The sequence below is a fragment of the Cobetia amphilecti genome, from assembly GCF_020217465.1.
In the GTDB taxonomy this organism is placed as follows: Bacteria; Pseudomonadota; Gammaproteobacteria; order Pseudomonadales; family Halomonadaceae; genus Cobetia; species Cobetia amphilecti.
Window position 1 is genome coordinate 2,295,781 of sequence record NZ_CP084115.1, and the last position, 23,585, is coordinate 2,319,365.

Annotated in this window: 23 protein-coding genes; 7 read left to right on the forward strand and 16 right to left on the reverse strand. The window is 61.2% G+C overall.

Annotation, left to right across the window (positions count from 1 at the left end; genetic code table 11):
• Nucleotides 1-89: 89 nt before the first annotated feature.
• The 4 genes from LCW13_RS09760 to LCW13_RS09775 all read right to left on the reverse strand — a co-directional run bounded on the left by LCW13_RS09760 (nt 90) and on the right by LCW13_RS09775 (nt 4,014).
• Nucleotides 90-857 (reverse strand): TatD family hydrolase, encoded by a 768-nt coding sequence (locus tag LCW13_RS09760; protein WP_153635926.1) that lies wholly within the window; start codon nt 855-857, stop codon nt 90-92.
• A gap of 139 nt (nt 858-996) precedes the next feature.
• Nucleotides 997-1,479, reverse strand: a complete 483-nt coding sequence (gene mscL / locus LCW13_RS09765; protein ID WP_153635927.1) for a large conductance mechanosensitive channel protein MscL — start codon at nt 1,477-1,479, stop codon at nt 997-999.
• Nucleotides 1,480-1,797: 318 nt separating this feature from the next.
• Nucleotides 1,798-3,387 (reverse strand): peptide chain release factor 3, encoded by a 1,590-nt coding sequence (locus LCW13_RS09770; RefSeq protein ID WP_153635928.1) that lies wholly within the window; start codon nt 3,385-3,387, stop codon nt 1,798-1,800.
• Nucleotides 3,388-3,555: 168 nt separating this feature from the next.
• Complete coding sequence (locus tag LCW13_RS09775) at nt 3,556-4,014, reverse strand: MerR family transcriptional regulator (protein ID WP_225346720.1); 459 nt, start codon at nt 4,012-4,014, stop codon at nt 3,556-3,558.
• A gap of 121 nt (nt 4,015-4,135) precedes the next feature.
• Here LCW13_RS09775 and LCW13_RS09780 point away from each other — a divergent pair, with 121 nt between their 5' ends.
• Nucleotides 4,136-4,885, forward strand: coding sequence for a cation transporter (locus tag LCW13_RS09780; protein WP_153635929.1), 750 nt, complete (start codon nt 4,136-4,138; stop codon nt 4,883-4,885).
• A gap of 90 nt (nt 4,886-4,975) precedes the next feature.
• On the opposite strand, the gene maiA is transcribed toward LCW13_RS09780, so the two are convergent.
• From maiA to hmgA, 3 genes are all read right to left on the reverse strand, one after another.
• Nucleotides 4,976-5,626: a maleylacetoacetate isomerase gene (gene maiA / locus LCW13_RS09785; protein WP_225348140.1), complete on the reverse strand. Its 651-nt coding sequence runs from the start codon at nt 5,624-5,626 to the stop codon at nt 4,976-4,978.
• Nucleotides 5,627-5,771: 145 nt separating this feature from the next.
• On the reverse strand, nt 5,772-6,791 hold the full coding sequence (locus LCW13_RS09790; RefSeq protein ID WP_153635930.1) for a fumarylacetoacetate hydrolase family protein: 1,020 nt from the start codon (nt 6,789-6,791) through the stop codon (nt 5,772-5,774).
• A gap of 109 nt (nt 6,792-6,900) precedes the next feature.
• The gene (gene hmgA, locus LCW13_RS09795) at nt 6,901-8,229 is read right to left on the reverse strand and encodes a homogentisate 1,2-dioxygenase (RefSeq protein ID WP_153635931.1); all 1,329 of its coding nucleotides are present in this window, start codon (nt 8,227-8,229) and stop codon (nt 6,901-6,903) included.
• A gap of 247 nt (nt 8,230-8,476) precedes the next feature.
• Here hmgA and LCW13_RS09800 point away from each other — a divergent pair, with 247 nt between their 5' ends.
• The 5 genes from LCW13_RS09800 to LCW13_RS09820 all read left to right on the forward strand — a co-directional run bounded on the left by LCW13_RS09800 (nt 8,477) and on the right by LCW13_RS09820 (nt 12,807).
• A complete protein-coding gene (locus tag LCW13_RS09800; protein WP_153635932.1) occupies nt 8,477-8,995 on the forward strand; it encodes a MarR family winged helix-turn-helix transcriptional regulator in 519 nt (172 codons plus the stop codon).
• A gap of 114 nt (nt 8,996-9,109) precedes the next feature.
• The gene (locus LCW13_RS09805) at nt 9,110-9,277 is read left to right on the forward strand and encodes a DUF2256 domain-containing protein (RefSeq protein WP_153635933.1); all 168 of its coding nucleotides are present in this window, start codon (nt 9,110-9,112) and stop codon (nt 9,275-9,277) included.
• The gene (locus LCW13_RS09810) at nt 9,264-10,811 is read left to right on the forward strand and encodes a DASH family cryptochrome (RefSeq protein ID WP_172978680.1); all 1,548 of its coding nucleotides are present in this window, start codon (nt 9,264-9,266) and stop codon (nt 10,809-10,811) included. The genes LCW13_RS09805 and LCW13_RS09810 overlap by 14 nt, the downstream gene beginning before the upstream one ends.
• 155 nt (nt 10,812-10,966) lie before the next feature.
• On the forward strand, nt 10,967-12,238 hold the full coding sequence (locus LCW13_RS09815; RefSeq protein ID WP_153635935.1) for an ATP-binding protein: 1,272 nt from the start codon (nt 10,967-10,969) through the stop codon (nt 12,236-12,238).
• Nucleotides 12,239-12,270: 32 nt separating this feature from the next.
• Nucleotides 12,271-12,807: a response regulator transcription factor gene (locus LCW13_RS09820; protein WP_043336058.1), complete on the forward strand. Its 537-nt coding sequence runs from the start codon at nt 12,271-12,273 to the stop codon at nt 12,805-12,807.
• Between the two features lie 151 nt (nt 12,808-12,958).
• On the opposite strand, the gene LCW13_RS09825 is transcribed toward LCW13_RS09820, so the two are convergent.
• The 6 genes from LCW13_RS09825 to LCW13_RS09850 form a co-directional block, all read right to left on the reverse strand.
• Nucleotides 12,959-13,732 (reverse strand): 3-hydroxybutyrate dehydrogenase, encoded by a 774-nt coding sequence (locus LCW13_RS09825; protein WP_153635936.1) that lies wholly within the window; start codon nt 13,730-13,732, stop codon nt 12,959-12,961.
• A 224-nt stretch (nt 13,733-13,956) separates the two neighbouring features.
• Nucleotides 13,957-15,375, reverse strand: a complete 1,419-nt coding sequence (locus LCW13_RS09830; protein ID WP_153635937.1) for a sensor histidine kinase — start codon at nt 15,373-15,375, stop codon at nt 13,957-13,959.
• Nucleotides 15,372-16,034 (reverse strand): response regulator, encoded by a 663-nt coding sequence (locus tag LCW13_RS09835; RefSeq protein ID WP_107334631.1) that lies wholly within the window; start codon nt 16,032-16,034, stop codon nt 15,372-15,374. The genes LCW13_RS09830 and LCW13_RS09835 overlap by 4 nt, the downstream gene beginning before the upstream one ends.
• A 137-nt stretch (nt 16,035-16,171) precedes the next feature.
• Nucleotides 16,172-17,047, reverse strand: a complete 876-nt coding sequence (locus tag LCW13_RS09840) for a hypothetical protein (protein WP_153635938.1) — start codon at nt 17,045-17,047, stop codon at nt 16,172-16,174.
• 312 nt (nt 17,048-17,359) lie between these two features.
• Nucleotides 17,360-18,088 carry an LrgB family protein gene (locus LCW13_RS09845; protein WP_153635939.1) on the reverse strand — a complete coding sequence of 243 codons (729 nt, stop codon included), beginning with the start codon at nt 18,086-18,088 and terminating at the stop codon, nt 17,360-17,362.
• Nucleotides 18,085-18,606: a CidA/LrgA family protein gene (locus LCW13_RS09850; protein ID WP_153635940.1), complete on the reverse strand. Its 522-nt coding sequence runs from the start codon at nt 18,604-18,606 to the stop codon at nt 18,085-18,087. Before LCW13_RS09850 ends, LCW13_RS09845 begins: the two co-directional genes overlap by 4 nt.
• 297 nt (nt 18,607-18,903) lie before the next feature.
• Between LCW13_RS09850 and LCW13_RS09855 the strand changes: the two genes are divergently transcribed.
• Nucleotides 18,904-22,101, forward strand: coding sequence for a bifunctional diguanylate cyclase/phosphodiesterase (locus LCW13_RS09855; protein ID WP_225348141.1), 3,198 nt, complete (start codon nt 18,904-18,906; stop codon nt 22,099-22,101).
• 231 nt (nt 22,102-22,332) lie between these two features.
• Here the strand turns inward: LCW13_RS09855 and LCW13_RS09860 are convergent, their stop codons facing one another.
• Genes LCW13_RS09860 through LCW13_RS09870 form a run of 3 tightly spaced genes read right to left on the reverse strand, consistent with a single transcriptional unit; the run spans nt 22,333 to nt 23,461 of the window.
• Nucleotides 22,333-22,689: a hypothetical protein gene (locus LCW13_RS09860; protein ID WP_153635942.1), complete on the reverse strand. Its 357-nt coding sequence runs from the start codon at nt 22,687-22,689 to the stop codon at nt 22,333-22,335.
• The gene (locus LCW13_RS09865; RefSeq protein ID WP_153635943.1) at nt 22,690-22,968 is read right to left on the reverse strand and encodes a hypothetical protein; all 279 of its coding nucleotides are present in this window, start codon (nt 22,966-22,968) and stop codon (nt 22,690-22,692) included.
• Between the two features lie 52 nt (nt 22,969-23,020).
• Nucleotides 23,021-23,461 (reverse strand): arsenate reductase/protein-tyrosine-phosphatase family protein, encoded by a 441-nt coding sequence (locus LCW13_RS09870; protein WP_153635944.1) that lies wholly within the window; start codon nt 23,459-23,461, stop codon nt 23,021-23,023.
• Nucleotides 23,462-23,585 lie beyond the last annotated feature (124 nt).

Here is a 23,585-nt window from a genome sequence, read left to right on the forward strand (position 1 = left end):
TGAAGAATCTGACATTGATTTACCGATGATGAGGCGACCTCCTGAACCGGGTCGGCAGGCTGTCGCCTGGCCTTTGAGGTCAGTCTAGATCAGACGTTCAGTTGAAGAATACGCTGCACATTCGTCGTGGTGGATAACGCGATATCGTGGCGACTGCTCGAGCGGAGCTCCGCCACCACGTCCGCGACCTTCGCCACTCGCGATGGCTCATTGCGCTGGCCCTGAAACCCGCACAGCGGCATGTCGGGGCTATCGGTTTCCAGCACGAAGCCATCGTCGGGCAGTGACGCCACCACTCCGCGCAGCTTGTTGGCACGCGGGTAGGTCACGCTGCCGCCCAGCCCCAGCACAAAGCCAAGCTCGAGAAAGCGCTGTGCCTGCACCTGACTGCCCGCGAAGGCATGGATGATGCCGCCACGGGTGAGTCGTGCCTGCTTGAGGCGCTTGGCCACTTCGTCGTTGGCGCGCACGCAGTGCACGATGACAGGCAAGGAGAATTCGCGTGCCATGCTCAGCTGGGACTCGAACAGCTGCCATTGGGCGTCATGATCGGCCAATCGCGTATCGAAGCCACATTCTCCCAACGCGACGATCTTACCAGCATGCTGGTCGAGAGCCTGATGAAGCGACGCCAGCGCGTCATCGCCATGCTCGGACAGAAAATAGGGATGCAACCCCAGGGCACCGAACATACGCGCCGATGAACCCGCCAGCGCCAGCACTGCCGGGAAGCTTGCCACCGTGGTGGCGGGCACCACGAAGGCCGAGACGTCTTCCTGCTCGGCACGCGCGATGACCGCCTCACGATCCGGCGTGAAGTCAGCGAAATCCAGATGGCAATGGCTGTCGATCAGCATGGAATCTCCCAGGGATGGTCGTACAGCCATCGTGCTATATCAGCGTGTGTCAGACAAACGAAGGGACCGGCCTGGTGACCGGTCCCTTGTGGACAAGTGTCGATATTGCTTGTTAGTGGTCGTGACTGGCGCAGATGGCCTAGGCCGCCTCCACCGGCGCTGCCGGCGCCAGTTCGGAGGTGCAATGACCACAACGGGTCGCCGCCAGCGGCACCCTGGAAAGGCAATACGGGCAATCCTTGTCGGTGACCTCTTCGGGCGCTTCCTCGGCTTCCTTCTTGAGCTTGTTGATCTGGCGGATCAACACGAAGACCGCCAGCGCCACCAGCGCAAAACTGATGATGGCATTGATGAACAAGCCATAATTCAGCGTCACGGCTCCCGCTTCCTTCGCGGCATCCAGGCTGGCATAGGGGGCAGCCTGAGCGCCTTCCTTGAGCACGATGAAGAAATTCGAGAAATCTACCCCCCCGATCAGCAGCCCCATCAGCGGGTTGAGCATGTCCCCCACCAGACTCTTGACGATCAGTGTGAATGCCCCGCCGATGATGATGCCGACGGCCATGTCGACGACGTTACCCTTGACGGCAAAATCACGAAATTCCTGCATGAATCCGGACATCTGTCATCTCCTGTCACTCGCTAACCATCCGGTGAATTGCCACGCATCATGCATGGCCCGCACTGAGACACATTCCACGCCATTGTTGTTGTCATTGTCTGCGCCCTACCGACCTTCGCCCCAGCAAGCTTCATCACACGGATGCCAGCAAGACAACATGACCCAAACATTATGCCGTGCTGATGCCGCGCCATGGGTTGGCTGTGTAAACGTAGGGTTACACGCATATCTGGACACAAAAAACGCCACCCCTCGGGGTGGCGTTCTTCATGACGTGATCGACAGTCTCGCTATCGCAGCGTCGCTGTGGCAACTGTCTCAGTGCTCACGGGTCGCACGGAAGGTGATGTCCGGCCAGCGTTCCTGGGTCAGCTGCAGGTTGACGCGGGTCGGCGCGATGTAGGTCAGCCAGCCGCCGCCGTCGTAAGCCAGGTTGGCACTGGCCTTGCGTTTGAAGTCTTCCAGCATCTTGGTGTCATCGCAGTAGATCCAGCGTGCGGTCTGCACGTTGATCGCCTCATAGATGCACTCGACCTTGTACTCTTCCTTCAGGCGGTGAGCGACCACGTCAAACTGCAGCGTACCGACGGCACCGACGATCAGGTCGTTGTTGTCGAACGGCTGGAAGACCTGGGTCGCGCCCTCTTCGGAGAGCTGCTGCAGGCCCTTCTGCAGCGCCTTCATCTTCAGCGGGTCCTTAAGGCGCACGCGCTTGAAAAGTTCCGGCGCGAAGTGCGGAATGCCAGTGAAGCGCATGTCCTCGCCGATGGTGAAGGTATCACCGATCTGGATGGTGCCGTGGTTGTGCAGGCCGATGATATCGCCCGGCCAGGCTTCTTCCACGTGGGAGCGGTCCGCCGCCATGAAGGTCAAGGCGTCGGGAATCTTGACGTCCTTGTTGATGCGCACATGGCGCATCTTCATGTTCTTCTCGTACTTGCCGGAGCAGACACGCAGGAAGGCGACACGGTCACGGTGCTTCGGGTCCATATTGGCCTGGATCTTGAAAACGAAACCGGTGAAGCGCTCATCGTGGGCCGTGACTTCGCGGGTATCGGTATCGCGCGGCTGGGGGGGCGGGGCATATTCGACGAAGCCGTCGAGCATCTCGCGCACGCCGAAGTTGCCCATGGCAGTACCGAAGTAGACCGGCGTCAGCTCACCGCGACGATAGGCCTCGAGATCGAACTCGTGAGAGGCGCCGCGCACCAGCTCGACCTCCATGCTCAGCTCTTCGATCAGGTCCTCGCCCAGCACTTCGATGGCTTCGGGGCTGTCGAGGCCCTTGATGCGCACGTCGTCGGGAATGCGGTTGCCCTGGCCCTGCTTGTAGAGATGGATCTCGTCATTGAGCAGATGATAGACGCCCTTGAAGCCCTTGCCGACGCCGATCGGCCAGGTCATCGGCGCGCACTGGATGTTGAGTACCGTCTCGACTTCATCCATCACCTCGATGGGATCACGCGTCTCGCGGTCCATCTTGTTGACGAAGGTCAGAATCGGCGTGGTGCGCAGGCGGCAGACTTCCATCAGCTTGATGGTGCGGTCCTCGACACCCTTGGCGCCATCGATGACCATCAGCGCCGAGTCGACGGCAGTCAGCGTCCGGTAGGTATCTTCGGAGAAGTCCTCGTGCCCGGGGGTATCCAGCAGATTGACCATGCGGTCCTTGTAGGGGAACTGCATCACGGAGGTGGTCACGGAGATACCACGCTCCTGCTCCATCTTCATCCAGTCGGAGGTCGCGTGGCGATCGGCCCGCTTGCTCTTGACCGAGCCGGCCATCTGGATGGCATTCCCGAACAGCAGCAGCTTCTCGGTGATGGTGGTCTTACCGGCATCCGGGTGAGAGATGATGGCGAATGTACGGCGCACATCCGCCGCCTTGGCAATCTGGGAATCTGACATGAGCTGAAAGGCATCCGGCCCGACGTGAGGCACGCCGCGCGCACTGTTGGGTGAATAGCAGAACAAGACGAATGGCGCGCATTGTAGCGGCTGGCGCGGCGCGGCAACAGAGGCGAGCGTGATCTACACGCCTTCGATCATCCCTACGCGCGCGAAAATGCCAAGGCCTTACTCCTCGACCTCAGACAGTGTCTCAATGATATGGCACTGTGCCATCACCCCGCCGGCACAGCAGTGCGTCAGGCGCTGCAACTCTTCCTCCATGACGGCGAGGTCGCGCTGACGCTTGCGCACCTCGATCAGCTGCGCCTCGATGCGCGCGTCTATCTGATCGCACGGCAAGGACTGCTGGTCCGCCAGGCCCAGCAAGGCGCGGATGTCATCCAGCGAAAACCCCAGCCTCCGACAACGGCGGATGAAGGTCAGACGCCTAAGCTGTGCATTGCCATACTCACGATAGCCATTGGACGCGCGTCGCATCGGGGCCAACAGCCCCTGCTTCTCGTAGTAGCGGATCGTCACCGCCTGGACATCAGACGCCTTGGCCAGTTGGCCGATGCCCATCGTCACCTCGCCGTGCGATGACGTGAACGATTCCCCTCTCCGTGCGAAATCTCTTGCGGTCATCGATGACTTCTCCTCTCGCCATGTGTTGCATGTCGATGCATCAACCGTTTCATCAGCCTACTTGACCTTATAGTGACTATAACCTCCATGCTGTCATCAACACGACAGGAGGCCAAGACCCATGAAAAGCTGTTGCGAAAGTAAATCCGGCGAGCTGGCAGAGCTCAGAGCCTCACAGGGCAAGGTCCTGAAGATTCTGTTGGCGCTGAATGCCAGCATGTTCTTCGTCGAATTCACCGCGGCCTGGTGGCTGGGTTCCACCGCGCTGCTGGGGGATTCCCTCGACATGTTCGGCGATGCCAGCGTTTACGCCCTGACTCTCTATGTCCTGCACCGCAGTGTGCGTGAACGCGCAATGAGTGCGCTGATCAAGGGCATCGTGATGCTGTCGCTAGGCCTGATCGTTTTTGGCGAAGCAGGCTACCAAGCCCTCAATGGAGTGGCACCGGCCGCCCACGGCATGGGCGTCTTCGCCCTGCTGGCACTGGTCGTAAACCTCATCTGCTTCGGCCTGCTGTGGCGCTTCAAGTCGGATGATCTCAACATGCGCTCCACCTGGCTGTGCTCACGCAATGACATCATCGCCAATGCCTCGGTCTTCGGGGCCGCGATACTGGTGGGCTGGACAGGCTCCCGCTGGCCGGACGTGCTGCTGGGGGCGGCGATTGCCGCACTCTTCCTGCAGTCCGCCTGGCAGGTGATTCGCGATGCGCGTGAAGAACTGCGCGAGGCCAGAGAGGCCGAGAACGATCAGATACCTGACGACCAGGACGCTTCCAACACCAGCAGCTGTTGCACCCCGCCGACGGCTGCGGTAGTGCTTGAGCAATCTCACGCCAGCAGTTGCTGCTCCAGCAAGCGCTGTGGTTGAAGCACGACGTCGCTGACCCATGACTGCCAGCAACACGAAAGCGCCCCGTCGGTACCGACGGGGCGCTTTCGTGTCTGGATAACACCAGGCTCAAGGGGCCGGACAATCTGGCTGACGCTCGGGGTGAGCCTGCCGGAAGGCTTCCAGTGACTGACAGGCCGCCTCGATGGCCAGAATCCTTGGGTAGTCCATAAGTTCACACTCGAAGCGCCGCGCATTGTAGAGCTGAGGCATCAGGCAGGCATCCGCCATGCCCGGGCTATCGCCATGGCAGAAACGCCCTGCACTTTCCGCCAGCATCACTTCCAGACGCGCGAAGCCCTCGGCGACCCAATGTCGATACCACTCAAGGCGCTGCTGCTGGGTGACCTCAAGCCGATCGGTCAGATAATTGAGCACGCGCGGATTGTTGAGCGGATGCATCTCACAAGCCATGAACTGACACAGTGAGCGCACCTTCGCACGCGCTTCAGGCGCGGAGGGCAACAGCGCCGGGGTGGGCCAGCGCTCCTCCAGATATTCTAGGATCGCGATCGACTGGCTCAGGGCCACAGATGTTGGGGTATCTCCCACCATCAGGGTCGGCACCAGTCCCTGGGGATTGATGGCCAGATAGTCCTCGCTGCGCTGTTCGCCCTTGAGCAGATTGACCGGCACCTGAGCGACCTCAATCCCCTTGAGCGCCAGCGCGATTCTTACCCGATAGCTGGTAGATGAACGGTAATAGCCATACAGACTCATTGAACTCATGCTGCATTCCCCTGTGACGCAGTTGGATGCCGGCCGCCCCTTCGCACTGTCTCGCGCCCAGTTGGCTTGAGGCTTACCGGCGCACGACGTCTTCCCGAGACGTGTCTCTGAGAAGCTCTGCCTGACGAGGCCGCCCTCAGGCGTCCAACTGCGTCACCTGCTGATCAATGGCGCCGAAGATGCTCTGGCCATCGCGATCGAACATCTCGATGCGGATGCGATCACCGAAACGCATGAAGGGAGTGCGAATCTCATCGAACAGGATCTTCTCGACCATGCGCACTTCTGCCAGACAGCTGTAGCCCACACCCCCTTCACTGATCGGCTTGCCGGGGCCGCCATCCTTGCCGGGATTGGACACGGTGCCTGAACCGATGATCGCGCCGGCGCCCAGTGGGCGGGTCTTCGCGGCATGCGCCACCAGCTGCGGGAAGCTGAAGATCATGTCTGGCCCGGACTCTGGCTCACCGAACTTCTCACCATTGAGATGCACGCTCAGCGGCAGATGCACGCGCCCCTGCTGCCAGGCCTCCCCCAGCTCGTCCGGCGTCACGGCGATGGGCGAGAAGCTTGACGACGGCTTGGACTGGAAGAAGCCGAAGCCCTTGGCCAGCTCGCCGGGGATCAGTCCACGCAGACTGACGTCATTGACCAGCATCAACAGGCGAATATGGTCCTCGGCCTGCTCCGGACTGACATGCATCGGCACATCATCGGTGATGACGGCGATCTCGCCTTCGAAATCGATGCCATGCTCCTCACTGACACATACGATATCGGCGCTGGGGGCCAGGAAGCTGTCGCTGCCGCCCTGATACATCAGTGGGTCGTGCCAGAAGGTCTCGGGCATCTCGGCGCCACGCGCCTGACGCACCAGCTGCACATGATTCAGATACGCCGAGCCGTCTGCCCACTGGTAACTGCGCGGCAGCGGGGAATGCAGCGCCTGACTTTCCAGCGCAAAAGCGTCCGCCAGCGTGCCATCATTTAGCGCCACGTAGCGTTGCTCGAGCCTGGGCGCCAGCGACGTCCAGTCTTCCAGCAGCGCCTGCAGCGTCGTGGCGACATCCGCGACCTTGACGGCGCGGGTCAGGTCACGGGAGACCAGCAGCAGTGTTCCATCGCGGGAACCATCCTGGCAGGTAGCGAATTTCATGGGTGCCTCCTTGAAGAGCAACGTGAGCAAGAATGCAGGAATTGCCTGGGGTCGGATGACGATGAAAAGTCAAAGGTCATCGCTGATGCAGGGTGGATTGAGGAGTGAATCAAGAGGTGGATTGAGGAGTGGTGTGGGACGTGAAGTGAGACGCGAGTCCCTGCCAGACCGAGCCATAGTCGCGCTGACGAGCGCTCGACGACAGGGCCTGCGGGGTGGGCTGGAACAGATAGCGACTCTCGAACATGAAGGCGAGCGTATTTCCCTGATAGCGGGGGGCAAGTTCCGCCCGACTGGCGGCCTCGAAGGTGGCAGCGTCAGGGCCATGCGGGGTCATGGCGTTGTGCAGACTCGCGCCTCCAGGACGGAAGCCTTCGCGTTTGGCGTCGTACTCACCATGGATAAGCCCCATCAACTCGCTCATCAGGTTGCGATGGAAGTACGGCGGCCGGAAGGTGTTCTCGGCGACCATCCAGCGTGGCGGAAAGATCACGAAGTCGAGATTGGCGACCCCGGCAGTGTCCGACGGTGAGGTCAGCACGGTGAAGATAGAGGGATCAGGATGATCGAAGCTGACCGTATTGATCGTATTGAAGGTCGCCAGATCATATTTGTAGGGCGCGTAATTGCCGTGCCAGGCCACGACATCCAGCGGTGAATGATCCAGACTCGCGCGCCAGAAACGCCCGCCGAACTTTGCCACCAGCGTGAAGTCACCGGCTTCGTCCTCGAAACGTGCCGATGGCGCGAGGAAGTCACGTGGATTGGCCAGTCCATTGCTACCGATGGGCCCCAGCGAGGGCAGCTCGAGAGGCGCGCCGTAGTTCTCGGCCACATAACCACGACAGCCTTCCGCGTGCCCCGCCAGCGGATTGAGCTGGAACTTGATACCACGCGGGATCACGACGATCTCGCCGCTGGCGACTTCCAGCAGGCCCAGCTCGCTGCGAACCTCGATGGCACCCTGCTGCGGCACGATCAGCAATTCGCCGTCAGCATTGTAGAAAAAGCGCTGCTGCATGCCGCGAGTGAAGGCGTAGAGATGCGTGGCACAACCCTGCTGCGCCTGGGCATCCCCATTGACCGCCAACGTGATCAGACCTTCCAGAAAATCGCCAGCGCAGAACGCGATGGGGTCCCAGCGCATCGGGTTGGGATCCGGCATTCCCTCGGCCAGCGGTGCGGTGGCGACCTGCGGCATCTCCATGGGCTGATAGGTGCCCTGCACCACCGAGGGCCGAATGCGGTAAAGCCAGCTGCGCAGGTTGTGGCTACGCGGCGCGGTGAAGGCCGAGCCGCTCAACTGCTCCGCGTAAAGGCCGTAGGGGCAACGCTGGGGGGAGTTCTGGCCCTGCGGCAAGGCACCAGGCAACGCCTCGCTGGAGACATGATTGCGAAAACCGGCGTGATAACGACACTCAGCATTGCGCTCGCGCATGACGATTCATCTCCTTGTGGGCTCGCGGCTCCTGATGACCCGGGGCATCTATGGCACGACATGCCGCCACCGCCCCAAATAGTAACATATGAAACCATATAGCCAGATCCATACCTTGACAATCGCCAAAGTGGCCGACTTTTGTCTTGCCCAACATCGAAAGTGGTAACATTGGCAACCTGATCTGGCCGCAATGCTCTGATGCGACAACGCAAGTCAGCCCTCTCACCGAGACAGGTAACTCTCGATGCAACGCACTGATGACACTCCCGAAGCGCGCGATGCCCTTGATGGGGATGCCTCCCAGGACACGCCCCGCTGCGAGCTGGATCTTGACCAGTTTTTGCCCTATCGCCTCAACCGACTGGCCGAGCGTACCAGTGAGGCGATGTTCGCCCGCTATGGCGAGCGCTTCGCCATCAATGTCGCCGAGTGGCGTCTGCTGGCCTGGTTGAGCCGTGGCGTACCGATGACCGCTCGGGAAATCAGTCTGCGCACCCACATGGACAAGGTACGCGTCTCGCGCGCCGTCAAATCACTGGAGAACCGTGAACTTATCCTGCGTCGTCCGAGCGAGCAGGACCAGCGTGCGCAGCTGCTGGTTCTCACCGCCGAGGGTGAGGCCATGCTAGCCGAGCTGATTCCCGAAGCGCGGCGTTTCGAGGATGAGCTGCTCGGTGCGGTCAATGCACGCCAATACCGTGATCTGCTACTCACCATGCAGACCCTGGAGCGACAACTGGATCAACTGCCGGGCAGCGATTGAGCCAGGCATGCAAGACGCTCATTCACAGAACGACAGGGGGTTTCCTGGCCGCCATTTCGCGTGATGTATAATTATGGTATAGGTTGTGTACTGTTTTTAAGGAGCCTTGCCAGCATGCATCGCAAACCGCACCTGCCCAGCAAGCTGTGTCAGACCTGCCAGCGCCCCTTCACATGGCGCAAGAAGTGGCAGGATTGTTGGGATGACGTACGCCATTGCAGTCAGCGCTGTCGTCGCAACGCACGCCAGCTGGCACGGGAGACGCGCGATGACGTCCACTGACCCCTGGCTGGTATGGTTGAACGAGGATCTGCGCCTCGATGACAACCCGGTATGGCAAGCCGCACTCGAGGAGCGAGCCTCGCACCTGCTGGTCGTGCATGTTCTGGCGGAAACGACCTTTCAGCCCTTCGGCAGCGTCAGCCCTGGGGAACCACGCCTGCAGCCGCTTAGCACGGGACGGCAACATGCCCTGCTCGGGAGTCTGGAATCGCTGCGCACACGACTTCAGGCGCTGGGCAGTGACCTGCTGATCCTCCACGGCGATGCGGCACAACTGATTGGGCAGCTAGCAAGGCAATATGACTGCCGAGGCGTCATCACATGCCGCGCTACGGGCGTGGTGGAACACCGACAGCAACGCGCGGTGGCAAGCCAGTGTCGCCTGCGGCGATTGAACAGTGGTTTGCTGCTGGACGAAGACGAGCTGCCGGAACCGCTTACCGCGCTCCCCGAGAGCTTCAGTGCCTTTCGGCGCAAGCTGGAGAAGGCCCGCCCGAGCCTTCCCGACATGCCTGCCCCGTTAAAAGCCCCCTCCCGGCTCCCCGGCTGGCCGGAGGCCGCCCCTCGTGGCTTTCAGGGCGCGGCCAGGTATCTGTTGGAGGCTCGCCACTGGCAGGCCGATACCCGCGGCGAATACACCTTTACTCCCGGAGAGCCCGCCGGCTTGCAACGCCTGCAGGATTATCTGAGCCCGGCCTCCGCCGGCCACTACAAGACCACCCGCAATCGCCTCAGCGGCGCGGATTTCTCGACCCGCTTCTCCGTGTGGCTGGCACTGGGCTGTCTGTCGCCGCGGCGGATACTGGATGCACTGCACCGCTTTCAGACCACACTCCCCGAGCACTGCGCGCATCCGCAGGCTGCCTTCAAGGACAGCGACTGGATCCGCATCGAGCTGCTATGGCGCGAATATTTCCACTGGGATGCACGGCGGCTAGGCAGACATACCTTCACGAGCGAGTCCCCAAGCCACGACGGGGCTCAACCGCGCGGCCATGAGCCGGGGTCACAAGCGCTTGAACGCTGGCAGGCCGGAATGACCGGGGTGCCATGGGTCGATGCCGGCATGCGCGAACTGGCGGCTACCGGCTGGCTGAGCAACCGCATGCGCCAGAACGTGGCGAGCTTTCTGGTCAAGGACCTTGGCGTGGACTGGCGCCAGGGAGCGGCCTGGTTCGAACATCAGCTACTGGATCACGACGTCGCCTCCAACTGGGGCAATTGGCGCTATCTGGCGGGTATCGGACGTGACCCACGCGGGGATCGCCACTTCAACATGATGAAGCAGGCACGCCAGCATGACCCTCTCGGCCATTACGTCAGCCGCTGGATACCTGAACTTGCGGCACTGCCCGCCGGCATGCAGTGCCATGCGCCCTGGCTCGCCTGGTCAAGCAGCGCCGGACGCGACAGAACAACGGCTCACTATCCGCGCCAGCCAATCACGCATGTCGAGGGTTGGAAGGCCCACCTGACCGACATCACACCGACACGCGTGACGCCCTGGCCGAGTGGCTCCTTCGAGCGAGGCTGACAACCATTGAATCCCGAAGAGAGCGCCACCAAGCGGTCACGACGCAGAGGAGGCGACCCAGGGGATCCCTTGGCGCCTTGACGCTAACTGTCCGTCAGGGCTGCACTTTATGCGCCTTATTCACTATCATGGCCGCATTCCTCGCAGGAGTTGTCATGAATCAGCCGCTACCGCCACCACTGTCCACGCCGCACCGCAATCTCATTCGTCTGACCATTGCGCGCGGCATCACCTGGACCGGCTTTCTCATCCTGATCATCTTCGGGATCGAGATCATCGGCTTTCAGCTCAACGTGCTGCCCGTCATCTCGATCATCATCGCGATGGGGCTGGTCAATGTCGCGACCTGGTGGCGCCTCGGGCAATCTCACCCTGTCACCGACACCGAGAACCTGATTCACCTGCTGGTGGATATCGCCGGCCTGACGATGCTGTTCTTCCATACCGGTGGCTCCACCAACCCCTTCGTGCCCTATTATCTGGTGCCGGTGACCATGGCGGCCGCAACGCTCCCGTGGCGCTATGCTTGGGTGATTGCTGCAGTCGGCATGGGCTGTTACAGCTTCCTGATGGTGTTCTACGAGCCGGTGCCGCAGCTGGCGACCTATGAGCTGGGCGGACGCATCAGCCTACATGTCATCGGCATGTGGCTGAACTTCGGCCTGTCGGCGTCTCTGGTGACCTACTTCATCTACAAGATGGCCCATGCGCTGCGCACCCGGGAGCAGGCGCTGTCCACCACGCGTGAGGCCGCCCTGCGTAGCGAGCAGGTATTGGCAGTGGCCAGCCAGGCCGCCGGCACCGCGCATGAGCTGGGCACCCCGCTCTCCACCATGGCGGTGCTGTTGAGCGAGATGCGCGAGGATGCCAAGGACAGGAACAACCCTCAGCTAGAGGATGATCTTGCCCTGCTGCGCAGCCAGGTCGACACCTGCAAGCAACGCCTGCAGGCGATGGTGGCCGCGGCCGACCGCCGCCGCATGGAGCAGCCTCAACCCATCAATGCTGCCCAGTGGCTGGAAGAAATCGTGCAGCGCTGGCTGGTAGTGCGCCCGGACGTGCAGCATAGCGTCGAGGTGACGCCCGGCGCTGAACAGGCCTCCATGCTGGTGGACACCACGCTTGAGCAGGCGCTGATGAACCTGCTCAACAATGCCGCCGACGCCTGCCCGGATGATATCGAGATCACCCTGGAGCAACGCGATCAGGAAGTGCTGATCGACATCCGCGATCATGGCGAAGGTGTGCCCATGGCGGTGGCGGATCAACTGGGTGAGACCTTCATCTCCACCAAATCCAAGGGCATGGGCATCGGCCTGTTCCTCACGCATGCCACCATCAATCGGTTCGGTGGCGGCGTCAGTCTGTACAACCACGAAGATGGCGGCACCTTGACGGAAGTGCGCCTCCCCCTTCATCTGACATGATGGCGGCAAAGACCGCCCAAGCGAGAACCCTGATGAGCGATGCAACCCGACTGCTGATCATCGACGATGATGAATTCTTCTGCCAGGTCACCGCGCGCGCCATGACGCGTCGCGGCTATGAAGTGGAAGTGGCCCGCGATGAGGCCCAGGCACTCAGCGTGGCGCGCAGCCACCGCCCGGAGCTGATCACGCTCGACCTGAAGCTGGAGCAGAGCTCTGGCCTCAAGCTGCTGCCCGAGCTGATCGCTCTGCTGCCTGACACGCGTATCGTGGTGCTGACCGGTTATTCCAGCATCGCCACCGCGGTGGAAGCCATCAAGCTCGGCGCGGTCAACTACCTGTGCAAGCCCGCCGATGCCGACGAGATTCTCAACGCATTCAACCGCGAAGGCGGTGACCCGGCCGCCGAGATTTCCGACAACCCGCCGTCGGTCAACCGCCTGACCTGGGAGCACATCCAGAAGGTGCTCAACGAGCACGATGGCAACATTTCCTCCACAGCCCGCGCCCTGGGAATGCACCGTCGCACCCTGCAACGCAAGCTGCAGAAGCGCCCGGTCAAGCGCTGAGATAGCGCCGCTGCCCTGGCCTGCACCCAGGCGACAATTTGCAGACGACCAAGCAAGAGCCCTCACCATCCTCGCTCGCAAACGCGATTCGATGGTGAGGGCTTCGAGTCACTGCAGTGACTGTAATGCGTCGGATCTCAATGATAAGCCGTTATTGCGCCGTCCACCCCAAGTCCATGTTGAAGCTGGAGCCGGTCACTGAACCTGCCTTGTCGGAGGCCAGCCATACCGCCATATCCGCCACTTCGGAGGGGTCAATCATTTGCTTGATCGCCGCTCCCTTGAGCATGACCTTCTCGATCACTTCATCTTCTGGCATGTCATTGAGCTTGGCCTGTTCGGCGATCTGCTTGTCGACCAGCGGCGTGCGTACATAGGCCGGGCAGATGGCATTGGCGGTGATGCCACTTTCCCCACCCTCTAGCGCAGCAGTTCTGGTCAGCCCCATCAAACCATGCTTGGCACTGACGTAGGCCGCCTTGCCCGGGGACGCGACATGGGCGTGAATGGACGCCATATTGACGATGCGCCCGTACCCATTCTTCTCCATGTACGGCCAGGCCGCCTGGATCAGCGTGAATGGCGCACTCAGCATCAAGGCGATGATCTGATTCCACTTGGCTTCGGGGAAGTCCTTGATACGCTCGACATGCTGGATGCCGGCATTGTTAACCAGGATATCGAGGCGCCCGAAACGGGACACGGCTTCTTCTACCGCCGCGCGACACTGCTCAGCATCCGTCAGGTCGGCCTTGAAGAAGGCAGCCCCTGCCTTGTCGGCGACCTCTGCCCCCTCATCACTGAAATCGACCGCCAGCACCTGATGCCCGGCATCGCACATCGCTTGCATGATGGCGGCGCCGATACCGCTGGCGGTACCGGTCACCAGTGCAACACGGGCAGGGGAAGATTGTTGTTCACTCATGCGAATCTCCTGACAGAGGGTAATGTCATGCTGCTCTGCAACATATAATGAAGATAGCGCTAATCTAGCCGTCTTTACCACCCGACCATCGCCGAGTTGCACTCCGCGCTGGCATTATCGAGCGCCAGCCAGCATCACAGCCGCATGATGCATTCGACGCAATCATTGACCTCCGCTGACGCAACCCGGCCGACAGGCGCTATTCACGACGAGAAGCGAACCTGCTATGACAGGAAGCGAACCTGCACCAGCAGCCCCGGGGCCTGGGGCGTTCCCAAGGGGCTCTCCTTCAGCGCCAGCGCTGCGCCTAGACGTTCGGCGAGCTCGCGCACGATGGATAGGCCCAGCCCGGAACCTTGAGTCTTCTGGCCGGCCAGACGCACGAAGCGTTCAAAGACGCGCTCGCGTTCACGCAGCGGGATTCCGGGGCCCGTATCGGCCACTTCCATGCGCCATCCAGCATCGTCGCGGCGGATATCCAGGCGCACCTCTCCGCCTTCTGGCGTATAGCGCAGCGCATTATCGAGCAGATTGCGCAGCAGCACGTAGAGGCCGTTCTCATGACTGACCAGCTGCGCGCCAGGTTCAACCTCGATATGCAGCTTGATGCCTCGCTGGCGTGCCATGGGGCCCAGATCCCGCGCCAGCTCATTGGTCAGCTGGGCGAGATCGACGGAGCGACGCGGTGCCTCTGCCCCGCTTTCCAGTCGTGACAGGGTCAACAGCTGCTCCACTACCCGTGTCATGCGATTGACGCCATCCACGATCATGCGTGCCGAGCGCCGCGAGGCCTCATCCCTGGCATCGGCCTCCAGATTCTGGGCATGCACCTTGATGCCCGCTAGGGGAGTCCGCAATTCATGGGCCGCATTGGCCGTGAAGCGCCGCTCCTTGTCAAGGGTGTCCGCCAGGCGCACCAGCAGCCCATTGAGGGCATCCACCATGCCGCGTATCTCGTCAGGTGCCTCGCTGGCATCCAGCGGCTCGAGGTACCCGGGTTGACGGGCCGTGATCTGATGACTGATGCGCAATACGGGACGAAAACCCCGCGAGACCGCCACACCGATCAGCAAGGCGATCACGAGCAACCCGACCACCAGCGCCAGCACGTTGTGCAACGCAATCTGGCCGGTCAGTTCATCGCGCACATCTTCACGCTGGGCCGCCGTGACCCAGATGCCACTCTCGGGGAAATACAGCGTGAAGGTGAACCAGTCATGATGATTGTCATGCTGCATGCCATAGCCAGGCACCGGCAGGTAATCCAGCGCCACAGAGGGTGAAGAGAGGCCAAGCAACGGCTGGCCCAGCGCATCCCACATCTGGAAGATCAGTTTGTCTTCATAGACATGCCCCAGCGGGGATTTCTCGTGACCATCGGCAAAGCTCAAGGAGGGTGGACGCAGGCTGAACTGGCCCGATGTCATCTGCTGCAACTTTTCCTGACGCGCGGCCGGTGTCAACGACGCCAATTGAGACTGATAGAGCCGCCCCAGCATGCGTGCATTCTGGGCCAGCTCAGCGTCGAACAGCTCATCAATCTGCTCGCGGGAGTCGAAGTAGCTCCAGGCAGCGGCCGTCCCCAGCACGATCACGACGCCACCAATCAGGTTGCGCCGCAGGAAACTGCGGATGGATTTCACGTGAGTTCCCCCAGCCGATAGCCCACGCCGCGCACGGTCTTGACCACCCCGGTGCCGAACTTGCGGCGCAGATGGTGCACATGTACCTCGATGACATTGCTCTCGACATCGCCATCCCAGCCATAGAGCTGCTCGACGAGCTGATCTCGGCTGAAGACACGGCTGGGGTGCAGCAGCAGGAACTCCAGCAGATCAAACTCGCGCCGTCCCAGCGCGACCTCACTACCGGAGAGCGTGACAGTGCGGCCAGCTTGATCAATGCGCAACGGCCCCAGCTGCAGGCAACCGCTGGCCTGCCCGGCATGGCGCCTGACCAACGCACGCAGACGCGCCACCAGCTCGGCAATGTCGAACGGCTTGACCAGATAGTCGTCCGCGCCGCCGTCCAGACCACGTACCCGGTCGCTGATGTCATCACGTGCCGTCAGGATCAATACCGGTAACGTCTGGCCCTGACGGCGCAGGTGACTCAAGACCTGCAGACCGTCGAGATCCGGCAGGCCAAGGTCCAGCACCAGCACATCAAAGGGCGAATGCTTGAGCGTGGCGGCAACGTTGGCGCCCTCCTTCAACCATTCAGTGCTCATGCCTTCGCGGCGCAGGGTATGGTTGACCCCCTCCCCCAACAACGGATCATCTTCGACGAGCAGAACTCGCATCTGGACTCCTTGAAATCGTTCTGATTCTGCCATGTCATATCAGGACATGAGACAAGACGTCCGCCACCGAAAGGTGACGGACGTTGGAAGCAAACCTCGGGATAGCACATCGCCTGTGTCGATGGATCAGCCAGCCATCACACACCGCTGCGTGCACGACGCCCCGGGTGTCGAGCATGGCGCCACCTGGCCAGACGCGCCGTCAGCAGCATCCTCTGCTCACGCAGCCCGAGCGCGCCACGCTCCAGCATGCGGCGCGGTCCTCCGATGACACGCCGCAACGCCTCACCCGCCATCAACCAGCCATACGCGAGCGGGTGCCCGGCTCGCGCCAGACGCAGTCGGAAGATCAGCGCGCGCGCCTGACGCGCCACACTGACAGGATGATTGCCCTGATGACGCGCCAGGCGCATCAAAAGAGGGTCCTCTTCACCAGTGATCAGCGCCGGGGTATGCAAGCGGATACGTGAGTGCTTCGCTGTCGGCAGCGGAACGAAAAAGTCGCCGTCTGCCTGCACGATCAACTCCAGCAGCGGGCGTCGGCTATCCGCCGAGCCATGAAGCTCAAGACACTCCAGTACCTTGGCGCGCACCTCGGCCGGCCACCCCCCACGCTCGAGCACATGCCAGGCGCGGCCACTCTCCAGATGCCAGCGGCCATCGCCCGGCAGGCTTAGCAAGGTATCGGGGCGCTCCGAAGCCGGGATGTTGTGCAGTTGCGTGCATAGCGCGTCACCCCTCACATCTGCGTGCGTCAGTGACAGGCGGCGGTGTTGCTGGCCACTCGGGGTGGGCAACAACCTGCACAGCAAGGCAAGGTCATCCCCCTCTCGCTCGACCAGAATCAATGCAGCCCCTGCCGCCGCCAGCTGCCAACAGAGTTCTCGACAACTGGAGGCCATCGGCGCCTCGACCAGGACACGATGCCCGGCTAGGCTAGCGGGCTTGAGCTTTGCAGCGGTGTGGGCAAGACCAGTGCGTTCAAGAACTGTGCGTGCAAGAGAAATGAACATGAGGGCTTTCCTTGGGTCGAGGCATTGCCAGACACAGAGGCGCGAGTGGATGACACGCCTTGTGGACCTGCATAGGAGCATGATCGATCAGCTCACTGACAGACATGTGGCAACGAGGTGACATTTCCACAAGACGTGCTGACGATTCCCATGGCCAACACGCAAGCGCTGAGCTTAACCATGGAGTGATCACCAGCATGAATGGCTGCGCTTAACGCAAACTTAAGCTCTCACAAGACGATGCCACGATAACGCTGGCCTTCCTGCTTCTTGCTCGCCTCCAGCTCGACTCTCCACCAATACCCCTGATGCTCAGAAGCCGAACAGCCTGACGATAGGCGGCACGATGAAGGCGGTCAGCAGACCGGTCAGCCCCATCGACATGCCAGCGAAGGCACCCGCCAGAGTGCTCACCGACGAGAAGCAGAACGCAGTACCGATGCCATGCGCCGACAAGCCCATGGTGAAGCCCTTGACGGTATCGTCTCGCGCCCCTGCCAGTCGCATGACAACGGGGCCTACCACACAGCCGAGGGTGCCGGTCAGCAGCACCAGCCCTGCCGTCAGCGAGGGGATACCGCCCAATTTTTCGGCGATCCCCATCGCGATCGGTGATGTGACGGATTTGGGCGCCAGGCTCAAGGCCACCTGGGTGTGTGCTCCCAGCGACAGTGACAGCCCCAGAGTAGTGGTCACGGCAGTGACGATGCCGACGCAACAGGCCGTCAGCAGTGGCCACAGCATCTGCTTGACCCGATCGAGATGGTCAAACAACGGTACCGCCAACGCGACGGTGGCCGGCCCGAGCAGGAAGTGGATGAACTGGGCCCCTTCAAAGTAGGTGGGATAGTCGGTGTCTGTCAGCCACAGAAACCCGATGATCAGCGCGATGGAGACCAGTACCGGGTGCGCCAGCGATGCGCCCCGTGCCAGACGATTGATCGCCGTCGCCAGCAGAAAGGCCACCAGCGTCAGCAGCAGATGCAATAACGGAGAAGCGCTCAGGTACACCCACAGGGCGTCAAGCGGGGCCAGATTCATGAGGACACCTCATCACCGTTGGGTGACTTGCCCCCTGGGCCGCTCGGCGTAGCAGAGCCTCGATCGATCAGACGCTGCAACAGCCAGGCCGTGACGAACTGGGTGACCGCGATCGACGCGACCAGCGTGATGGCGATGGCGGTGAGATCGCGTGCGATGAGCTCGAAATGGACCATGACGCCAACGCCCGCAGGCACGAACAGCAGCGACAGATGCGAGAGCAGGCCATTGCTGGCAAGCCTGAGACTGGCCGGCACGCGTTCCCGCAGTAGCGCACGGGCCAGCTGACGTTGACCGAAGTCTCGATCCGCACTCTCGTCAACGCGCAGCACTCCTTCCCCTTCTCTGTCCGGGGCAGGCAACAACCGTTTGCGCAGCCGCCCTCGCAACATCAACCCCAGCAGCAGGAAAAGCATTCCCAGTACTGGCCCTGGCACCGGCAACAACAACGCACGCCCCGTCACCTCGCCGAGAAACTGGCAAAGCAGAAGGATGCAGAACCCCTTGATCAACGCCATTTCCTTTCATACTCCTCTTGACCGTGTCAGCCCGTCAGGCTGCCATACTGACAATTATGTCACAGCCATCCTTGACGACCTCCCCTCTCTGCCCTGGCGTCCTTACTGCCCTCAATGTTCAAGACGCCAACAACGGTTTGGCAACGCTCTACTGTGGTAGTCTGCGATTTCGACCCCTCCTACACCGTTACAGACAGGGAAGGCTGCGACACGATGCCAGACTCTCTCGGGCTTGATACTTCCGTTATTCCCAATTGGATCAAGACATTGCGGCATGAAGAGGATCATCAGGCCCTGATGATTCTTGAGCTGGCTGCGGACCTTGCTGGCGCTCCTATGGGGATGATCAACCTGCGTGACGGCGAGCAGCTCAAGCGCTGGTTGAGTCTGAATGACAACGCGCATGAGTCCGTCCTTATTAGCAATGCGCTGTGTGGCGTGGCGGTACTGCAAGCCAGTCCTCTCATCACGTGTGACGCCCGTCGACAACCCGAATTCGCCGGTTGCAGTTCGGTCCTTGCCGACGGCATTCGTTATTACATCGGCTTGCCCCTCAAGGCAGACAATGGCGAGATAATCGGCTGCATGAGCCTGGCGGACACTGCACCGCGTCAACAGTTGCCCAGCCCGGAAGTCCTCATCCGGTTGGACAAGCTCGCGACCCTGGCGACCGAGGCGCTGAAACGCCAAGTCAATCAAAGCTACCTCAATGCAGAGTTCGCAGACAGTCAGTCGCGCGCCAGCTGGATATTGCGCAGCATCTCCGATGGCATCATCGAATGGAAAACAGGCAACGAGAGACTGACCATCTCTACCCGCCTGGAAAACCAATTGGGGTATGAAGCCGGAACACTCGACACCGGGCTCGAAGCATTGCATGAGAGAGTCGCACCCGACATGCGTGACGACTTCAAGGCCTTGGTCAACGCCAAGCGACTGAGCGGAACGCCTTTCAATTGCGAGCTGCTGATTCGCACTCAGCAGGGAGACCATCGCTGGTTTGAGCTACGCGCTCAATTCGAGGTCAGAGACGGCGAGCCCTACCGCTTCATTGGCTCATTACTGGACATCCATCAGCAGCATCTGGCCAAGGAGGCCCAGGCTGACAAGCTGCGCCGCTATGAACGCCAACAGGCGGCCTTGATCGAGCTCGGCAACACCCGCCACGATGACAGCACGCAACTGGATGGCCTGCTGCCGTGGCTATGTGAGCAAATCGCCAAGGGCCTGCAGATACGCAAGGTCAGCTTCTGGTACATGAATGAAGACCGCGACTGCCTGTCGCTTGCCCATGTCCATGATGCGTGGATCCCCCCGCCGCACGATGCGACGCATAGCACAGTCCCCACTCGCCTTACCCGCACCCAGAACCGGGTCTATTTCGAAGCCCTGGATGCCGGGCGTGCTCTCGCGTTGTCCGATGTGACCAAGGCCAATCAGGAGTTGCTGTTTGATGGGACCTTCCGCTGCAGCGTTAAGGCCATCATCGACAGCCCGATCCGTGTGGCAGGTCAGGTGGTGGCCGTCATCTGCTGTACAGAAAGCAATGCCCCGCGCGAATGGGCAGATGATGAGCGGGCGTTTCTTGCCTCCGTGGCGGATCACGTCTCACAGCTCATGACCGAATTCGAGCAACAAGCCTCTCAGAAGCGCCTGCGGGCCAACGAACGACGCTACCGCGCCACCTTCGAGCACTCTGCTGTCGGCATGGCGCACCTGAGCACCAGTGGCCAGCTGTTGCGCGTCAACCAACGACTCGAGAGCATCCTGGGCTACACCGCCGCCACCTTGTCCCAGAGTGTCATTCGCGAACTGATCGAGCCGGAGGACCTGGAAAGCTTCCTGCAGCAACATCAGGCTCTGATCGAGCAGCGCAAGGACTTCTTTACCCAGCAATGCCGCTTCATCCACGCCTCCGGCAACTCGGTGCATGCCGAGATCAGTGTTTCTGCGGTTGAGGCGACGCCAGACCAGGAGGGCTATACGCTGCTGGCGCTGATCGACAATACGCTCAATCACACCATGTCGCAGCGCATGGCCCACGAGGCCAACCACGACAGCCTGACGGGATTGCTCAATCGCGGCGCCTTCAAACGTGAACTGACGACACTCTGCGATGATGCACGCGCCACTCGCGCACTGCATTGTCTCGCCTACATCGATCTGGACCAGTTCAAGGTGGTCAATGACACCTGTGGCCACTCGGCCGGCGATGCGCTATTGATCCAGCTGGTCGACGTGATTGCCGCCGGCTTGCGCAAGCCGGACCGTCTCGCGCGCTTGGGAGGGGATGAATTCGGTTTGCTGATGCCCAACATGTCGCTGGACACCGCCGAGGCACTGCTCGAAGAGATGCGTCAGTCCGTCACCAACTTCCGATTCATGTGGGAAGACAAGCTGTTCACCATCAGTACCAGCATTGGCCTGGTGAGCATCGACAGCAATCACAACGACCCGCACCAACTGCTGAGTGCCGCCGATGCTGCCTGTTATGAAGCCAAAGATGCCGGGCGTAACCGCATTCATCGCCACAGTGAATCTGGTGACGAGGTAGCTCGGCGCATGCAGGAAATGCACTGGCTGACAGAAATCACCGCGGCCATCGAAGAACAGCGCCTGGTGCTTTACCAACAGCCGATTGTCAGCACTCTCGCCACTGCACAAGCTGACAACTCAGAGCTTGGCAACGACCCGCACTGCGAGCTGAACTGCGAACTACACTACGAAGTGCTGGTGCGCTTGAAAGGCCGGGACGGCACCATCATTGCGCCGGGCGCCTTCCTGCCTGCGGCGGAGCGTTATGGCCTGTCAGCCGCCATCGATGAACATGTCATTCGCCAATATCTGAGCTGGCTGGCAGCGCACCCTGCGCATGCCCAGCGACTGACCATGGTGTCTCTCAATCTCTCTGGGCACTCCATCAGCAGCCCGAGCTTCCGTGACCTGCTGGTCACCATGGTCCGCGACAGCGGCATCCCGGGTGACAAGCTGTGTTTCGAGATCACCGAGTCCGTCGCCATCACGCGGCTGGGCGACGCTCGCGCCTTCTTCGAGGCACTCGGCGCACTCGGCTGCTCCTTCGCGCTGGATGACTTCGGGAGTGGCGTGTCGTCCTTCGGCTACCTGAAAAACCTGCCCGTCGACTTCCTGAAGATCGATGGCGCCTTCATTCGCGACATGGACACCAACCGCGTCTCCTACTCCATCGCCCGCGCCATTGCCGAGGTCGCGCGTGAGATGGGCATGAAGACCGTGGCGGAATTCGTGGGGAGTGCGCAAGTGCTCGCCTCCGTCGCCACCATCGGTGCCGACTATGTGCAGGGCTATGCGCTGGGCATGCCAGAGCCACTCGAGACAATCGCCATCTACTCCAATACCGATGACGGCCACGGCAAAGGACATACCGGCGGCACGGACTCCAGCCCGATCTCACGGGTCAATGACGCTCGAGTGGCGCAGCCTATTGCTCCTAAAGCGGCTAAATCAGGGTCTTGACGATTCAAGGTGGAGCGCGCCATAGAGTAGAGCGCGGTATCTCCTCAATACCACACAAAGCCCTCTTTCTAACAGCGCTCTCCATAAGCCCTGTCCTCAAAAGCCCTGCCTCCACAAGTCCGCTCTCCAGAGCCAGACCAGAGAAGCCCAGCTTCTGAGCGGCAAACGCCACTCGAAGGCTGGGCTTCTGCGCTCAATTCCATAATGCAGTATGTAGAAAAGATAGCGGTATCAGAAACCGATTTCGCGACGCCAGACCCCCACCACTTCACGCCAGGTTCGGCTCAACAGGCTGCGCGGCTCAGTCTCGACGTTGACCATGCCGCGCCGGTCAGGCATCGAGAGTGTCAGCGCCTGTGAGAAGTCCACTGGCTCAAGCGTGACCCGATAGAGGCTGCGCATCAGTTCCAGCTGCCCTTCCTCGCCCTCGCGAACCTTCAACTCCCCTCCGTAGGGCGCGGCCATTTCCGGCTGCTCAAGCACTGCCACTGCCTGAGGTTCGACGCTGACCACGCGCATTTCCAGCGGCTTGCCTACCGGCGCCAGCGGATAGAACCAGGCAGTGGCACCTTCATCGACACGCAGCACCTATTCCTCTTCCACCCAGGTCGTCAGGGTTAGCTGCCAGGGATTGCACAACGTCATCACCCACTCCCCCTCACCGACCCAGCCCCCTTCTCTCAAGGCAGGATTGAGTGAGTTCACCTTGCCGGCGAATGCCGCCTCCGGCTGACCGGTCGCCTGCTCGGCTTGCAGCGCGCTGACCCGTTGGCGCTGCACGTCAAGATCGGCCTGCACCACTGGGCTATCCTGCAGCAGCCTGCGATCCAGACCACTGGCGGAGCGACACCAGCCCAGCTGCTCCACGCGATGCTCGGCGGGGAAAATCCATAAAATATTTTTAAAAACAGAATATTGATTACATCAGTTTCTTGACCCATAGCGCAGCCGCTTCCACCAGCTTCTGGTGCGCATGGCGGAAGGCCTCTTCGCTCTTACGATAGGGATCAGGGATCTCTTCTCCCTGGCCGCCAGCCAGCCAGCGACCGAACAGCATCGTCTTGCCACTGACCTGCGGCGCCATCTGGTTGATGGCGCGACGATGGCCATCGCTCATGACCAGAATCAGGTCTGCAGCCGTCAGCATCTCGACCGACACCTGGCGCGCACGATGCTCACCTACCTTGAGCCCCGACTCGACGGCGAAGCGTGCTGCCGTGGGCTCGACCGGGTGATCGACCAATGCGCCCACGCCCGCCGAGTGCACTATCTTGCCAGGCAACGCCTGTTTCAACAGTGACTCGCCGACCGGACTGCGACAGATATTGCCGGTACACACCACCAGAATATTGTTGAACACGCTGACTTCCTCTTCCTTGTGACGCTTGCACTCATGTCGATGGCCCGGCACTGGAGACGCTTTCCCGCGCCCGGCACCAAATGTTCATTGTCGCATGCTGGCAGCCAGCGCGGCAGGCTTGCGA

Coding starts and splice junctions, on each gene's coding strand:
- LCW13_RS09760 (WP_153635926.1), bottom strand. CDS start 857: ATGCTGATCGACAGCCATTGCCATCTGGATTTCGCTGACTTCACGCCG.
- mscL (WP_153635927.1), bottom strand. CDS start 1,479: ATGTCCGGATTCATGCAGGAATTTCGTGATTTTGCCGTCAAGGGTAAC.
- LCW13_RS09770 (WP_153635928.1), bottom strand. CDS start 3,387: ATGTCAGATTCCCAGATTGCCAAGGCGGCGGATGTGCGCCGTACATTC.
- LCW13_RS09775 (WP_225346720.1), bottom strand. CDS start 4,014: ATGACCGCAAGAGATTTCGCACGGAGAGGGGAATCGTTCACGTCATCG.
- LCW13_RS09780 (WP_153635929.1), top strand. CDS start 4,136: ATGAAAAGCTGTTGCGAAAGTAAATCCGGCGAGCTGGCAGAGCTCAGA.
- maiA (WP_225348140.1), bottom strand. CDS start 5,626: ATGAGTCTGTATGGCTATTACCGTTCATCTACCAGCTATCGGGTAAGA.
- LCW13_RS09790 (WP_153635930.1), bottom strand. CDS start 6,791: ATGAAATTCGCTACCTGCCAGGATGGTTCCCGCGATGGAACACTGCTG.
- hmgA (WP_153635931.1), bottom strand. CDS start 8,229: ATGCGCGAGCGCAATGCTGAGTGTCGTTATCACGCCGGTTTTCGCAAT.
- LCW13_RS09800 (WP_153635932.1), top strand. CDS start 8,477: ATGCAACGCACTGATGACACTCCCGAAGCGCGCGATGCCCTTGATGGG.
- LCW13_RS09805 (WP_153635933.1), top strand. CDS start 9,110: ATGCATCGCAAACCGCACCTGCCCAGCAAGCTGTGTCAGACCTGCCAG.
- LCW13_RS09810 (WP_172978680.1), top strand. CDS start 9,264: ATGACGTCCACTGACCCCTGGCTGGTATGGTTGAACGAGGATCTGCGC.
- LCW13_RS09815 (WP_153635935.1), top strand. CDS start 10,967: ATGAATCAGCCGCTACCGCCACCACTGTCCACGCCGCACCGCAATCTC.
- LCW13_RS09820 (WP_043336058.1), top strand. CDS start 12,271: ATGAGCGATGCAACCCGACTGCTGATCATCGACGATGATGAATTCTTC.
- LCW13_RS09825 (WP_153635936.1), bottom strand. CDS start 13,732: ATGAGTGAACAACAATCTTCCCCTGCCCGTGTTGCACTGGTGACCGGT.
- LCW13_RS09835 (WP_107334631.1), bottom strand. CDS start 16,034: ATGCGAGTTCTGCTCGTCGAAGATGATCCGTTGTTGGGGGAGGGGGTC.
- LCW13_RS09840 (WP_153635938.1), bottom strand. CDS start 17,047: ATGTTCATTTCTCTTGCACGCACAGTTCTTGAACGCACTGGTCTTGCC.
- LCW13_RS09845 (WP_153635939.1), bottom strand. CDS start 18,088: ATGAATCTGGCCCCGCTTGACGCCCTGTGGGTGTACCTGAGCGCTTCT.
- LCW13_RS09850 (WP_153635940.1), bottom strand. CDS start 18,606: ATGGCGTTGATCAAGGGGTTCTGCATCCTTCTGCTTTGCCAGTTTCTC.
- LCW13_RS09855 (WP_225348141.1), top strand. CDS start 18,904: ATGATTCTTGAGCTGGCTGCGGACCTTGCTGGCGCTCCTATGGGGATG.